The 14,464-nt window shown below is 69.3% G+C and carries 13 protein-coding genes; 6 read left to right on the top strand and 7 right to left on the bottom strand.

What is annotated here, in order from left to right; genetic code table 11:
* Positions 1-2: 2 nt before the first annotated feature.
* Together U5640_RS34285 and U5640_RS34280 are read right to left on the bottom strand one after the other, a co-directional pair.
* On the bottom strand, positions 3-737 hold the full coding sequence (locus U5640_RS34285; RefSeq protein ID WP_340381426.1) for an SRPBCC domain-containing protein: 735 nt from the start codon (positions 735-737) through the stop codon (positions 3-5).
* Positions 738-757: 20 nt separating this feature from the next.
* Positions 758-1,396, bottom strand: coding sequence for a helix-turn-helix domain-containing protein (locus tag U5640_RS34280; RefSeq protein WP_340381424.1), 639 nt, complete (start codon positions 1,394-1,396; stop codon positions 758-760).
* A 167-nt stretch (positions 1,397-1,563) separates the two neighbouring features.
* Between U5640_RS34280 and dapA the strand changes: the two genes are divergently transcribed.
* The gene (dapA, locus tag U5640_RS34275) at positions 1,564-2,463 is read left to right on the top strand and encodes a 4-hydroxy-tetrahydrodipicolinate synthase (protein ID WP_340381422.1); all 900 of its coding nucleotides are present in this window, start codon (positions 1,564-1,566) and stop codon (positions 2,461-2,463) included.
* A gap of 12 nt (positions 2,464-2,475) precedes the next feature.
* On the opposite strand, the gene U5640_RS34270 is transcribed toward dapA, so the two are convergent.
* Entirely contained in the window at positions 2,476-3,699 is a 1,224-nt protein-coding gene (locus tag U5640_RS34270; protein WP_340381419.1) for a WD40 repeat domain-containing protein, read from the bottom strand.
* Entirely contained in the window at positions 3,696-4,253 is a 558-nt protein-coding gene (locus U5640_RS34265; protein WP_340381417.1) for a SigE family RNA polymerase sigma factor, read from the bottom strand. The genes U5640_RS34270 and U5640_RS34265 overlap by 4 nt, the downstream gene beginning before the upstream one ends.
* 280 nt (positions 4,254-4,533) lie before the next feature.
* On the opposite strand from U5640_RS34265, the gene U5640_RS34260 reads away from it, so the two are divergent.
* From U5640_RS34260 to U5640_RS34250, 3 genes are all read left to right on the top strand, one after another.
* Positions 4,534-5,967, top strand: a complete 1,434-nt coding sequence (locus U5640_RS34260) for a site-specific integrase (protein ID WP_340381415.1) — start codon at positions 4,534-4,536, stop codon at positions 5,965-5,967.
* Positions 5,957-7,636, top strand: a complete 1,680-nt coding sequence (locus tag U5640_RS34255) for a hypothetical protein (protein ID WP_340381413.1) — start codon at positions 5,957-5,959, stop codon at positions 7,634-7,636. The genes U5640_RS34260 and U5640_RS34255 overlap by 11 nt, the downstream gene beginning before the upstream one ends.
* A 627-nt stretch (positions 7,637-8,263) precedes the next feature.
* Complete coding sequence (locus U5640_RS34250; RefSeq protein WP_340381411.1) at positions 8,264-9,811, top strand: integrase; 1,548 nt, start codon at positions 8,264-8,266, stop codon at positions 9,809-9,811.
* A gap of 458 nt (positions 9,812-10,269) precedes the next feature.
* On the opposite strand, the gene U5640_RS34245 is transcribed toward U5640_RS34250, so the two are convergent.
* Positions 10,270-10,806 (bottom strand): DUF4240 domain-containing protein, encoded by a 537-nt coding sequence (locus tag U5640_RS34245; protein ID WP_340381409.1) that lies wholly within the window; start codon positions 10,804-10,806, stop codon positions 10,270-10,272.
* A gap of 105 nt (positions 10,807-10,911) precedes the next feature.
* Between U5640_RS34245 and U5640_RS34240 the strand changes: the two genes are divergently transcribed.
* Positions 10,912-11,721, top strand: coding sequence for a leucine-rich repeat domain-containing protein (locus U5640_RS34240; RefSeq protein ID WP_340381407.1), 810 nt, complete (start codon positions 10,912-10,914; stop codon positions 11,719-11,721).
* A gap of 159 nt (positions 11,722-11,880) precedes the next feature.
* Complete coding sequence (locus U5640_RS34235; protein ID WP_340381405.1) at positions 11,881-12,384, top strand: hypothetical protein; 504 nt, start codon at positions 11,881-11,883, stop codon at positions 12,382-12,384.
* Between the two features lie 64 nt (positions 12,385-12,448).
* Here the strand turns inward: U5640_RS34235 and dapD are convergent, their stop codons facing one another.
* On the bottom strand, positions 12,449-13,438 hold the full coding sequence (gene dapD, locus U5640_RS34230) for a 2,3,4,5-tetrahydropyridine-2,6-dicarboxylate N-succinyltransferase (RefSeq protein WP_340381403.1): 990 nt from the start codon (positions 13,436-13,438) through the stop codon (positions 12,449-12,451).
* A 123-nt stretch (positions 13,439-13,561) separates the two neighbouring features.
* Positions 13,562-14,458 carry an MFS transporter gene (locus U5640_RS34225; RefSeq protein WP_340381401.1) on the bottom strand — a complete coding sequence of 299 codons (897 nt, stop codon included), beginning with the start codon at positions 14,456-14,458 and terminating at the stop codon, positions 13,562-13,564.
* Positions 14,459-14,464: the final 6 nt, after the last annotated feature.

Here is a 14,464-nt window from a genome sequence, read left to right as displayed (position 1 = left end):
CGTCAGCGGGCCTGGCCGTACACCTCGTCCAGCCAGGTCCGCCACGCGGTCTCGGTGGCCCCGGCGTCGGCGTCCGCCGCGAAGTCGTGGACGCTGATGCCGACCGGGGCGCCCCAGTGGTTGCGCCCGAAGAAGCGGATCAGGGCGTCGTCGGTGCGCAGTCCGACGAAGTAGGGGTTGCGGTAGTCGAGCACGGCGTCGAACTCCCGCGGACCGCGCACGGTCACCCGGCTGCCCTCCGTGGCGTCCTCGGGCAGGCCGAGCGCCCGCTCGACCTCGGTGAGCGCCCCGGGGGCCATGGCTGCCTCGGGCCCGTTGAGCTGGGCGAACGTGACGGGGCGGGGCGCGAAGTGGGTGAGGTACTCGCGCAGGGTGTGCAGATAGAAGTCGGTGTGCCGGCTCGCCCCGTCGTACTGGTTGTCCCAGTCGTCGGTGAAGATCCCGCTGTGCACGTAGCGGACCCAGGCGCGCCGGCCGCCGTCGCGCGCCTCGATGACGTGCTCGAGCTGGTTCAGGCTCTGGGTCGGGATGCCGACGTCGTCACTGCGGACGGCGAGGTGGTGCGGGGGGTCGTAGGCGGTGACGGTGGACCCGAAGGCCGCCGTGCCGCCGACCTTGGGCTCCGGTGCCTCCATCGGCCACAGGTAGGCCCCGGTGCCGCGGGTGATCGCCTCCCACACCTGCTCGGGCGTGGCGTCGACCTCGAACTCACGGACGATCTCGAATTCCTTGGACATCCTCTGCTCCTGAACCGGGTTCACGGGTGGGGAAGTGCGGGGCCCTGCGGGGCGACCGCGGGGGGTGCGGGGGGCTGCTCCTTCAGCGTGGGGTGGACGGCGACGACGATGCGGTGGTCGCGGCCGCCCTCCGCGTCCGGGGAGTCGTACTTGCGGACGAGGGCACTGACCCCCGCCGTCAGTTCCTCGATGAACGCGGCGCGGTCGGCGGCGGTCGCGAAGCGGACCTCGCCGTCCAGCGCGTAGGTCGCCAGCCGCCGGCGGGCCTTCGCGGCGCCGGTGATCAGCGAACCGACGTCCCGCACGAGGCGGGCGCCGAGCGCGAGCAGCCAGCGCGCGGAGAGCTGGTCGCGGAAGCGGTCGGGGTCCGGCTGCACCCCGGCGAGGGCGAGCGGCGAGATGACGTACGAGGCGGCGGTGGCCCGCATCAGCCGCTCGGTGACATTGCCCTTGCGGCGCTCGCCGGCCAGTTCGACCAGGCCGTGCCGCTCCAGGGCCTTCAGGTGGTAGTTCACCTTCTGCCGCGGCAGGCCGACCTTCCCGGCCAGCATCGCCGCCGACGCGGGCCCCGCGGCCAGCTCGGCCAGCAGCCTGGCCCGTATGGGGTCCAGGGAGACGGCGGCGGCCTCGGGGTCCTCGATCACGGTCACATCCAGCATGCGTCCAGCGTCTCACCGAAAACTTTTTTTGTCCAGGCGGAATCAGTTGTCGGTGCGGGGTCGCGGCGCGGTCATCGCCAGCCCTCCCCCACCTCTCAGCACCACTTACCAATATCTCGTAGTAAATTTAAGTGGAGCTTCACAATGGTGAGCCCGAGACTGCTGCCATGACATACGCGGCTTCCCTCACCCCGCCCTTCGGCCGAGCCCTCTGCGCGATGGTCACGCCCTTCACCGCGTCGGGGGCGCTCGACCTCGACGGGGCCCAGCGACTCGCCGAGTGGCTGGTGGCGCACGGCTGCGACGGGCTGGTGCTGTCCGGCACGACCGGCGAGTCGCCGACCACCTCGGACGCCGAGAAGGCGGAGCTGGTCGCGGCCGTGCGGGAGGCGGTCGGCGACCGGGCATCACTCGTCGCGGGCGTCGGCACCTTCGACACCCGGCACACGGTCGAACTCGCCCGGTCCGCCGAGAAGGCGGGCGCCGACGGGGTGCTCGTGGTCAGCCCGTACTACAGCCGCCCCCCGCAGGACGCCCTGGAGGCGCACTTCCGCGAGGTCGCCGACGCGTCCGGGCTGCCGGTGATGCTGTACGACATCCCCGGCCGCACCGGCACCCGGATCGAGCCGGAGACCCTGCTGCGACTCGCCGGGCATCCGCGGATCGTCGCCGTCAAGGACTGCTCCTACGACTTCCTCGGCGCCCAGCAGGTCATCGGGCAGACCGGGCTGGCGTACTACGCCGGATGCGACGAGCACAATCTCGCGCTGTACGCGGTCGGCGGGGCGGGGTACGTCAGCACCGCCGCGAACGTGGTGCCGGCGCAACTGCGCGCCGTCCTGGACGCGTTCGAGGCGGGCGACACCCCCGTGTCCGCCCGCCTCCAACAGCGCGCCACCCCCCTCATCACCTCCATGACAGCGGCAGGCCTGCCCGGCACCGTCACCGCCAAGGCACTCCTCGGAGCACTCGGCCTGCCCGCAGGCCCCGTCCGCGCCCCCCTGCGCCCGGCGGACCACGAGACACTCGACGCACTGCGGGACGCCTACGAACGCTGCGTCGCCTGACGCCCGGGAGCGTCACCGGTCCGCGAACACCGGGTACCAGCGGCCCAGGGTGTCGTCCTTCGTCGAGCGGAAGTCGCTGAGCGGGACCACCTTGTCGCTGTCGAGGGTGACCAGGACGAGCCGCTGGTGGTATTCGTTGCCGTCCTTGCCGATGTCCCAGGCGACCAGCGAGTCGTCGCCGGCCCAGGCGAGCAGCTGCTGGCCGTGCGTCTCGGTGATCCGCCTGCCGGTCCTGGGGTCGAGGATCCAGGAGGACGTCCTGTACTTCCTGCCCGCGAAGTCCCCGGCGAGCAGGCTGCCGTCGGGCGAGAGGCCCGCCTCGACGTACCAGCGCAGGTACGTCGCGTCGGCGGGCGGATCCACGGCGGTGCCGTCCCGGTCGTAGTACTGGTAGCCCGGCTCCATGGGCATGCCGGACCAGATGAGGCTGCCGTCGCGGCTGAAGGCGAAGTCCTGGCGTGTGTTGATCATGTCGGGGGATCCGGGGCCGCCGCCGGCGCCGACCTGGCTCCATCGCGACGCCTTCCCGGAGGCCACGTCGATCACGTAGAAGCCGGTGCGGTGCGAACGCGTCTCCACGGTCTCCTCGCCGCCCCCCTTCAGCTTCTTCGGGATGGGCCTGAGGTCAGGGTTCTCGCTGTACGTCGTCGCGACCAGCTCGCGTCCGTCGCGGGAGAACGCGAGCCCGCCGACGGCGTGGTCGACCTCGATCCACCGCTCGACCTCGCCACTGGCCAGGTCGAGCAGGCCGATCCGGCTCACGGGCAGATGCTGCTCCAGGACGGCGGCGGTCCTCAGCCCCGGGGCGACGGCGACCCACGACCACTTGGTGGTCTTCACGTACTTCTTCGTCACCGGGTTCAGCAGCCAGTAGGTACGGGTCGCCACCGCCGTCCGAGCGGACTGCGCGGCCAGGACCGTCCCGTAGTAGGCGGCCAGCGCCGTCCGTCCCGCCGCGATCAGGTCGCTCGGCGGGGACTGGTCGGGGTGCGCGACGGTCCGGTTCGGCTCCGTGACGTCCGCGGGGCGTACGTCCCGGGTCCCGCCCGAGTCCAGCATCGGCACCGCCACGGAGACCGCCACCACGGCGGCGACGGCCGCCGCCGTCGACACCAGCCTGCGGGTACGGCGGCGCCGGCGCAGGCCCAGCACCCGGTCGGCGAGCCCGGGTGCGGCCGACGGCTGTCCCTCGGCCTGGTCGCGCAGGGAGTCGCGCACGAGTTCGTCGACGTTCACGGACGCACCTCCACGGGCGAGAAGTCACGGGACGCCGGCTGCTCGACGTCCGCGGGGCCGAGGGCGGCGAGTTCCGGCGCGAGGGAGCGCAGCCGGGCCAGGGAGCGGTGGGTGGTGGACCGTACGGTGCCGACCGAACAGCCGAGGAGCCGGGCCACGTCGGCCTCCGGGAGATCCTCGAAGTAGCGCAGGACGAGGACGGTGCGCTGGCGGGCGGTCAGCCGGGACAGCGCGGCGCGCATCACCAGGCGCAGGTCGGCGGCGGACGAGCCGTCCGGGTCGGCACCGGGTTCCGGCGGCTCGGCGACGCTGATCTCGCGTCGGCGCCACTTCAGCCGCCAGCGGCTGATCTGCTGGCGGTACAGCACCTGCCGTACGTAGGCCTCGGGTTCGTCGATGCGGTGCCAGCGGCCCGCGGCCTTGGCCAGGGCGTTCTGGAGAAGGTCCTCGCCGGCGTGCCGATCGCCGCCGCTGAGCAGGACGGCGGTCCTCAGCAGCGCGGACGACCTGCTGTCCACGAAGTCGCGGAAGCTCTCCAGCCCCTCGGCATCCATCGGCACCTTCTCTTCCCCCGGAGCGGACCCGCTGCCCGGCCCCTGTACCCCTGGTGACGCCTCCGGGCGGGCACCGCTATGCCTGTCGGCCGGAAATAATTCCGCCGGCTCGGAAAGGGTGCTGCCCTACGGTGGCCGTATGAGCCGTCCAGTGCTGTTCCTCGACGTCGACGGGCCGCTTAGCTTTGCAGTTTGAGCGTGTCTCCTTGTCTCACTCGAAAGAGTGCCAAACCCGTCTCTACGCCCTGCTCTCGGCGATGCCTCACATAACGTGCCGGGCGTGATCCTGCACTTCTTCTCCTCTGCGGGCTGGGAGAGTTGGGACCTTCCGTCCCGGCCACTCATCCGCCATGGAATGCCCGTCCTCGTCGATGAAGACCTCCGCTTCGAAGACGAGGACGGCCCTCGCCCCACCGTTGCCATGAACAGGTGGCTCCAGGAGTTACCCATCACCGGAGCCCCGAGCCCCAACACCTGGCGGGCCTATGCCCAGCAGCTCAAGTCCTGGTCCGAGTTCCTGACCGAGCACAGCGTCGGCGTGTTCGCCAACCAGTTCCGGCTCCGCGGTGCGCTGTCCGCCTACGCCGAACACAGGCTGTCGGGGCCTTTGGAAACTCGGCTGGAGGGGACGAGCTGGAACTTGGCGGTCAAGACGATCGCCGCCTTCTACGAGTGGTCCGTGCGTAACGGGCACTGCACCGATGTGCCGTTCAGCTATACCGAAGGTTCATACCTGCGGCCTGACGGCGCACGCATGCAGTCGGTCCGCAATCTCGCGACTGTGCGAGGCGCCAAGCCGCACGCCACCCGCAAGTACCTGGAGCGACCCTTCGCCGAACTGTTGATGAACGCCCTGGCCGGCAACGAGCCTGATGGTGAGCCCGACCGCAGCTTCCGGGGCCGGGAAACCGGCCGGAACACGGCTGGAGTCGGTCTTGCCCTCTCGACGGGACTACGGTTGCGAGAGCTGTCGCACCTCACGGTGTGGGAGATTCCGCCGCTACCGCGTCTGCCGACCACCGTGCCGGTCCCGCTGCAGCTCGCCCCACCCACGGCGAAGGGCGGCAAGGGCCGACAGACGTGGATCGACTACGAGGCTCTGGCCCGTGTCCATGACTACGTGACGCTGGAGCGGGCTGCTTCAGTCGACGGCTCCCGCTGGCTGCCCAGGGGGCCTCTGTACGTCGAAGAACCGACATATGCAGGTGCCCGCGTGAATGGCACGTACCGGCAGTGGCACGTCCTCACCCCAGACGAACGGCGCCGTCTCGTCGCCCCCGGCGGAGGTAGCGCCTTGCTCGCCGTGCAGTCGGACGGCTCCCCCTTCGTGGACTGGGCGACTGTGCTGCGACGCACCTCAGCCCGCGTTCGCGACCGGTTCGATCCTGCGTTCCCGCACGTCTTCCCCCACATGACCCGGCACACCTTTGCCATGGCCACCCTGGAGCGGCTGGTACGGGGCTACTACCAGCGGGCCGCTCAGCTCGTGGTGGACACCGACGGCGACAACGCCATGGCCCTCTACCTCACCAAGGCCGATCCACTGCTGGTTCTGCGGGACCTGATGGGACACGCCAGCGTCGCCACCACTCAGGCATACCTCCACTTGCTGGACACGCAACGGATCTTCCGCGAGGCATACGAGGAAACCTCCCCCACGCCACGCGAACAGATCGAGGCCGCCACCGAATTCGAGGACAGCGATGCCCGCTGAACTCCGCCATCCTCTCGCCGTCCACTTCGTTCTTCCTGGCCAGCACCCGTACCTCGGCACCCTCCACGAGCTCCCCGATGCCGTCCTCGCCACCGATATCGCCCAGGGGCTCATCTCCGCGACCCACCCGGTCGGGCCGATCCGTACTTACCGCGAGGCCAGGCATGCCGTCCGCTGCGCGCGCCACTTCGCCCGGCACTTGAGCGGTGCCGGCTTCAGGGGCAGTCTCAGCGACCTCACCCCCGCCCAGGTCACCCAGTACTGGCTTGCATCCGGGTTCACCTTCGAACGGCACAGCCGGATCATGCTGACCGGATACCGCACGAAAGGCGGCCAACTCCACCCCGGCATCCAAGCCCATCTCGATGGGCGGTCCGTCAACCGGATGCGCGACTCCACCCCCAACCGGCCGTACAGCGAAGCCGAATGGCGTCGCCTCGATGAGGCCACCAACGCCACCATCACCACCGCCTGGCGGGACCACCGCAACATCCTGGAAGCCGCCGACCGAGGAGCCGACCCAGCGACGCACGGCATCACCTTCGCCAACCTCGCCTGGATGGTCCACAGCACCGGCCCCCTCACAGCCAAGGCCATCCGCACCATGATCCTGGCGGCTCCCACAACGGCCGAGAAGACGATTGCCGAAATCCGTAGCGCCTTCTATCCCACGGCCCCGGTCGCACTCGCCTACAACCTGCGTCTGGCGATGCTGACCGGCATCGTTCCGGACGGTATTGATGCCCTCACCTGCAGCAACCTCACCCGTACAGGCCCTTCCAACGCCCTGCTGTCCTACTTCAAGGGACGCACCGGCCGCGAATCCCTCAACATCAACGGGCCCGCGGTCCGGCTCCTGGACCAATGGCTCAAGCACTCCGCGCTGCTGCGGGAGCACGCCGCAGACATCGCCGATGACATGTGGATCCACTATTCGGGCAGACACGGCCTGTCCCCGTCCCCACGCACCCCGTGGTGGCGAGCACGCTGGGCGCAGGAGACTGGTCTACTCGACGACAACGGGCAGCCACTCGTCCCACACAGCGGCCGGATCCGCGCCACCTACCACCATCGTCGCGACCGCTCCGCCTGGACCGGTCGTACCACAATCGACCCCAACCACACCCCCACGGTCGAAGGCGACCACTACCTGGCCCACAACACCCCTGCGCAGGTGGACGCCATCGAGGGCATCATCGAGGACGCCCAGCGGGACATCCGACGCAAAGCCGAACCACCGGCCGTCGTCACTCACCAGGACGCAGCCCGCTTTGTAGCCGACTTCCCTCACCTCGCCAGTCAGAGCGGGCTCGACGCCGACGCCATCAAGCGACTGCTGGCCGGAGAACAGGACGTATATCTGGCCTCCTGCACCAACCCCTACAACAGCCCCCACGCCCCAGCCGGAACGCTGTGCCCTGCACGCCCCTGGGTCTGCCTGCTGTGCCCGCTCGCAGTCTTCGCTCCACGCCACCTTCCCAACCTGCTCCGCCTCAAGAATTACTTCTCGGCGCAGGCGAGGTTCATGACGACGCCACAGTTCCTGGCGGTCTTCGGCCCCTATGCCGATCGACTTGATGCCGATGTACTGCCGCGCTTCAACCTTGCGGCCATCCGAGCCGCCACCAACACCGCGTTCGCGCCCCTGCACCCGGAGGAGGCTCCATGACCAGCGTCATCCCGCTACCCCAAACCAACCCGAACCGGCACCCCTTCCTGGGGATGGACGTCCTCCGAACCGCCGGGTACCGGACCAAGCCCGGTATGCGCGGCCCCTGCTTCGATCAAGACATCTGGGACCTGACGGCGGTGGCCGACGCTCCTGCGTCTTGGCCCCGCAGCGAGAAGATCCTGGACTTCACCACCATCGCCAACCCTCGCTGGCGAACCATCGCCCGTGTTTATTTGATGGCTCGCATCCTGCCCACCCACCCGGACGTCGCCGTTCTTCCACAGGCCTACCGAACCCCCCTCGCACTCCCCACCCTTCGTCACGAGGTCAATCGGCTGACAGCCTGGTTCAACCACCTCACCGCGGCTGGAATCAACAGCCTCTCGCTCGTCAGGCCGCCCCCATTGCGACACCTACCTGAGCGTCATCTCCCGCAGCCGCACGGCCCCGGAACGGTCCGTCACTCCCGGCACCGTCGCGGGGTACGTCCTGACAGCCCAAGCTCTCACGGCGTACTCGCCGTTGCTTCCAGACTGCTACGCACCCGGCTTCCGCCCCTGGGGTGACCGCAGCGCCGCCGAAGTCGCCGGCTACGAACGCGCCGACGTCAATCGGACCGCGCCCGTGCCCGACGACATCCTGCGGCCCCTGCTCTGCAACTCGATCTACCTCATCGACGTGGTCGGGCCTCACCTCGCAGCCGAAGCCGCCCGAGCCCGACAAGTTATCGCTTCACGGGCGGGAATCAGGTCCGCACTGCGCATCGACCAGTATCCGCAGGTCATTGGTGAAATCCAGCGACAGATGAACGCGGGGGTCCCCGCCCCACGCACCACGCCCGGCTACATCGGCAAGCGACTCGCGACGGGCTGGGAGCAAGACGACCCGCTACTGCCGTTCGCCTTCGATTCGTTTGTGAGGGACACCGCGCTCTCGCTCTCCAAGAGGCGCGATCTGGAACGTCTCCGGCCGTACCTGGAAGCCTGGATCAGGCACTGCGGCACCGAGCCGCCATGGTGTCGCAATGCCACCGCTGTTCCCCGGGCCGACGACCAGTCCGTCGTTCCGTTCGCCATCCCTGTGGACCACTTCGGACTGGAGACCATGGTCCACGTCATCGCCGGCACCGCGTTCTACCTCACCGCCGCCCTCTCCGGTATGAGGGCCTCCGAACTGGCCGAGCTCACGGGCGGGGCCTGCCGACGCGAAGACCGCCCCCAAGGCCCCCGGTTCTGGGCGGACTCCCGCCGTGTCAAGGGAGAGGAATTCGGCGGGGTACCCGACTCCTGGGTGGTGATCGAAGAGGTTCACCGGGCCCTGGGCGCAGCCGAGGCCGTCACGGGCACCAAACCCGGCGAACCCCTCTTCCCTTCGGGGAGCAACTCCGGCAACCGCTATGCCGCTCTCCGGAACTGGGTCAACGGATCTTGCGGACAGCGTCTCGGCCTTGCCCCCATCCCCAATGGGCCGGTGCACCCACGAGCTCTCCGCCGCACTCTCGCGCTGTCCATCGCCCAGCGCCCGCACGGCCTCCTGGCTGCGAAATGGCATCTCAAGCACGTATCCGTGGCCACGACAGAGGGCTACGCCGCTCGGCCAGGCGGACACCAAGCAGCGTTCCTAGCCGAGGTACAAGCCGAAGAGGAAGCCGAGCACACCCGGCTGACCGTCGCGGCCTACGAAAGCTACCGGCAGGGTCTGCTGCCCTCCGGCCGAGGAGCGCGCGACCTCATCGCGGCCTTCCGTGCGGTGGATGAACAGTTGACCGGGCATGAAACGGAACCCCCCGTCCTGACGGACGACCGGCGGCTGGAACGGTTGCTCAAGTCCAGGGCGAAGACCTTGCATGTCGGGGCTGCGAACTACTGCTGGTTCACCGACCCGAAGAAGGCTTTGTGCCTGACCCTGGCCGGCACTCCGGACGCGACGGAACCGCTGATCGGCATGTGCGACTCAGCACGCTGCCCACAGGCCACCCACCATCCTCAGCACCGACAGGCATGGGTGGACCAGGCAAAGAACACTCAGGCGGTATTCCTCGGCAACCCGAGGCTCGCCCCACTGGAGCGGCGACGGGCTCAGGACACCTACGACCGAGCGATGCGAATCGTGGACGCCATCGATGCCGCATCGGAGGGCTTGGACAGCGAGGGGACCGACGGTGGCCAGTGAACGTCATGCCCAGGCAGAGGCCCGAATCCGGGCCGCGATGGAACAGCTCCTGGGCGGGGACATCCCTGAAGGGCTGAGGTGCGACATCAAATCCCTCAGCACCCTGTCAAGGGTCCCCAGAGCAACGCTGTACCGCACCTACCCGCACCTCAAGCAGGAATTCGAGCAGCGCCTGGGTCGAGTACGGGAGACCGGGGGCGAGCCGGACCCTCGGATCACCCAAGTCGACCGCCTCAAGGAAGAAGTCACCCGGCTACGGGGTCGCATCGCACGCATGAAGCAAGAGCTCACCGAGGCAGAGGCCTTCCGAACCACGGCTCTGTCCCGGCTAGCCGCTCAGCACGAGGAGATCGTCTCGCTTAGACGAGAGCTCAGCGATGCCACCGCCGGGCGGTTGCGCATGGTGCCTCCGCGATGAGCCGCATCGCCCAAGGTCGCAAACTGTGTCGGGGGGCCGTTCAGTCCAGGTAGAGCGCCGCCATGCGCGGCAGTCGTGCGGCGATCTTGCAGTTGTCCTCGAAGTCGAAGTTCCACGCGGGATCGAGAGCGGGATAGTTGATTGTGAAGGCGTCACCGGGAAGTTCCTCACCGGTTGCTGCTTCGTAGGCGTCCCAGGCAATGCTCAGGGTCTGCTCGCTTTCCAGATCGATCCCCTCGGCTGCCGCCGCCCGCACAGCCGGTAGGTCGGCCAGCTGGTCGGCATCTGCGACGACCTGCTCGAAGACCGTACGCCCCTGGCAGATCAACCAACCACGGAAGTAGTCGAAGCCATCGTCAGAGCATCCACCGTTGATCAGGTAGGCCGCAGCCCAAACGGGAGCTTGAAAAGAGGCAGCCATCAGGTCCCACAGGATCTGCTGGGCATCGATGATCTGCCGGGGCTCGTGGGCAGCTAGCAGCGCAGTGGCCTGGTCGGCGATGTCCTCGCTGTCCGTTGCATCGGCGACTCCGCCGCGGGCCTGTTCGATCAGGTTCCAGAACTGTTCGAGATCCATGGCCGCACAGCATGGCACCCAGGTCTGACACAGAGACGGAGTCGACACTGCTCCCGCCCGAATAATCATTGAGGCGGCCTGCGGCGACCTCCGTATCTTGGCGCCATGACGAACGAGCGAGAGCCACGGATCTACGTGAACCGCTGGGGCGACACATCGGATCCGTTCCCAGGCGGGCGCGGGGCCCGCCAGGACATCTGCTCGTGCTTCGACCAGTCCAGGCCTCATCCGCGAGCCCGAGTCGGATTTCACTCCGAGCACCAGGACACATCCGCTCCAGGCTGGCAGCGTCTGCTGGAGATGATCGACGATGCGGCCGCCGACAAGCGCGAAGAGTTCCGCCCCCTGATTGAGCTCACCCCGGAAGAGCGGCGGCAGATCATCACCTTGCCGCCTAGCATCGCCCAGCTCACTGCGGTCAAGCACCTGGTGCTCTACGGCAGCAACCTGGTCCGAATCCCACCCGAGATCGGGGCCATGACCAACCTGGAGGAACTCACGCCCTACACCTCCTACCGGCTGCACTGGTTCCCTTACGAGATCACCCGATGCCAGAAGCTGGCCCGCAGCACGGTGAGCACGCGCGCACTGTTCGGCAACTACAAGATGCGACCGCCGTTCCCGCGGCTGCAGCCTTCCCTGAACTCCGTCACGAACCTCGACCTGGGAAACCTGAATCCCCAGCGCTGGGGCACCACCACCATTCACAGCTGCAGCGTCTGCGACCGCCCGCTGGAGCAGAGCGGACTCCATCAGATGTGGATCTCCCTGCCCGTGGCCACTGACGTACTGCCCCTGCTCATCAACGCCTGCTCAGCGGCATGTGTCGACGCGCTGCCCGACGGTGCTCACGAGTACATCCCCACACCACACAAAGGCGGCCGAGTCGACCAACCGGCGTCCGATTGGGACTGACCAGCCGAGTACCTCGCCGCTCGCCGGAGAAACGACGACGGCCACGCGCCTGGAGCTCGAACCGTGTGGGCGGGGAGGCTGACGTCGCGGGCAGTCGAGCATCCATGCCTGCTCGGTCGATCCGTGCCCTCCGTCTTCGTCTCACCTGGCCGCGCGAACATGTCTCATGCCCGCATAAGGCCGCTGAACCCGTACGCCGCCAAGGCCCATCGGCGCCCCGAGGGGTATACGACGATCAGGGCGTCCGTGCGGCCGGGGCGGCCGTTGCGCGTCTGGCTGAACCCGGGACACGGGGCGGCGCTGCTGCGGCTTCCCTACGAGCTGGTCTGGGCCACGACCTGGATGTCCCTCGCCAATCGCTGGATCGCGCCGGTGGTGGGGCTGCCCGCTCTCCCTCACGTCGACTTCGGCCCGGCCCTGTTCGCCGAGCGGACCGACGGCGTCCACTGGAAGACGGAGACCCTCGTCGCCCATGCCGGGGGCCGCCCCTTCGCCTGGGTCGACGACGAACTCTCCCCCGCCGACACCGTTTTCGTCACCGCCCACCACCCGGCCCCGGCACTGCTGCACCACGTCAGTCCGCGCGTGGGCCTGGGGGACGGGGACTTCGAGACGTTGCGGGGGTTCGCGCGAGGGCTGGGCGTCCAGGAGTGCGCCCCCTGATCTCGCACGCGAGCGCCCCCCCTGGGTCGGGAGGGCGCTCGGGTGGTGACCGGTGGGCGTGAGGTCAGTTGTGGCTGTGGAGGATGTCGTTCAGACCGCCCCAGACCGCGTTGTTCGGGCGGGCCTCCACCGTGCCGGTGACCGAGTTGCGGCGGAAGAGGATGTTGGAGGCGCCGGAGAGTTCGCGGGCCTTGACGATCTGGCCGTCGGGCATGGTGATGCGGGTGCCGGCGGTGACGTAGAGGCCGGCCTCGACCACGCACTCGTCGCCGAGCGCGATGCCCACGCCCGCCTCGGCGCCGATGAGGCAGCGCTCGCCGATGGAGATGATGACGTTGCCGCCGCCGGAGAGCGTGCCCATCGTGGAGGCGCCGCCGCCGATGTCCGAGCCGTCGCCGATGATGACGCCGGCCGAGATGCGGCCCTCGACCATCGAGGTGCCGAGGGTGCCGGCGTTGAAGTTGACGAAGCCCTCGTGCATGACCGTGGTGCCCTCGGCGAGGTGCGCGCCGAGGCGGACACGGTCGGCGTCGGCGATCCGGACGCCCTTGGGCGCGACGTAGTCCGTCATGCGCGGGAACTTGTCGATGGACGTCACCTGGAGGTGGAGGCCCGCGGCGCGGGCGTTCAGGCGGACCTTCTCCACGTCGTCGACGGCGACCGGGCCGAGTGAGGTCCAGGCGACGTTGGCGAGGTGGGCGAAGATCCCGTCCAGGTTCTGGCCGTGCGGGCGGACCAGCCGGTGCGAGAGGAGGTGGAGGCGGAGGTAGACGTCGTGCGCGTCGAGCGGCTTGGCGTCGAGGGAGGCGATGACCGTGCGGACCGCTACGACGTCCACACCTCGGCGGGGGTCCGGGCCGATGGCCGCGGTCGCGCCCGCACCGAGGAGTTCCTCGGCCTGCTCTGCGGTGAGGCGCTCGGTGCCGGAGGGGCCGGGGTCGGTCACGAGCTCGGGGGCCGGGAACCAGGTGTCGAGGATCGTGCCGTCGGCGGCGAGGGTGGCGAGGCCGGCGGCCACCGCGCCGGTGGTGCTCAGAGCAGTCGTATCGGTCATGGGAAAAACCTAACCGGACGAAGAGTGCGGAGGCCAACCAGCGGGGCGTCGTCTCAGGTGGCGGGCCGAGAGGCGGGGAAACGGGGCAGAGAAACGGGGACAGGGGGAGGCCGGGGGCGGCTCTCAGCCGACGGCCCGCTGGGGGGTCCCGGTCCGGGGCGCCTCCGCCGGGTTCCCCCGCTCGCCGCCTCGCGGAGTGCGGTGCGGGGCGACCAGCACCGCCGCTCCCGCCAGCGCCGCGAGTGCCGCGCACAGGGGCCACAGGATCGTCGGGTGTGCCGCGTAGAGGGTGCCTCCCAGGGGAGCCGCCAGGACCACGCCGGTGATCGAGGCGCCCGCGTAGAGGGACTGGAAGCGGCCCTGGACGTGGGGTGGGGCCTCGTCCGCCATGTAGGCGGTGGCCGTGGTCTTGTAGAGGAGTTCGCCGAGGGTGAGGAGGGTCATCATGGCGGCGGCCGTGGTGACGCTCGCGCCCAGCAGGAGCGTCGCGTAGCCGGCGCCCACCAGGAGGAGGCCCGTACCGACGATACGGAGGGGGGCGTGGCGGCGCAGGGCGAGGGCCGCCGGGAGTTCCAGGCAGAGCAGGACCCCTCCGTTGACGGCCAGGAGTGCGCCGTACACGCCCGTGTCCATGTGGTGGTCGGCCAGGTAGAGGGGGAACGTGGAGTACTGCTGGCGGTAGACGACGTCGGTGATCACGATCGCCACGAGGAGGGTGAGGACGGCCGGCCGGGTGCGGAGTTCCGGCCAGAGGCCGCCCGCGGCTCGCCGGGGCGGGCGGCGGTGGGCGGTGGTTCCGGCGGGGAACACCCGGGCCGTCCAGGCCGCCAGGGCCAGGCTGCCGATGCCTTCGGCCGCGTAGAGCCAGTCGTAGGAGAGGTGGGTGGCCACGAAGGCGCCCAGGACGGGGCCGATGGTGAAGCCGCCGTTCGCCGAGGCCCGGATCAGGGCGAAGGCCTGGCGGCGGGCGCCCTCGGGCACGATCACCGCCACGAGGGCCGAGTTGGCCGCGCGCTGCACGCCGGA

The organism is Streptomyces sp. SS7 (assembly GCF_037993025.1).
Taxonomy (GTDB): Bacteria; Actinomycetota; Actinomycetes; order Streptomycetales; family Streptomycetaceae; genus Streptomyces.
This window is presented reverse-complemented; position numbering and strand designations above follow the sequence as displayed.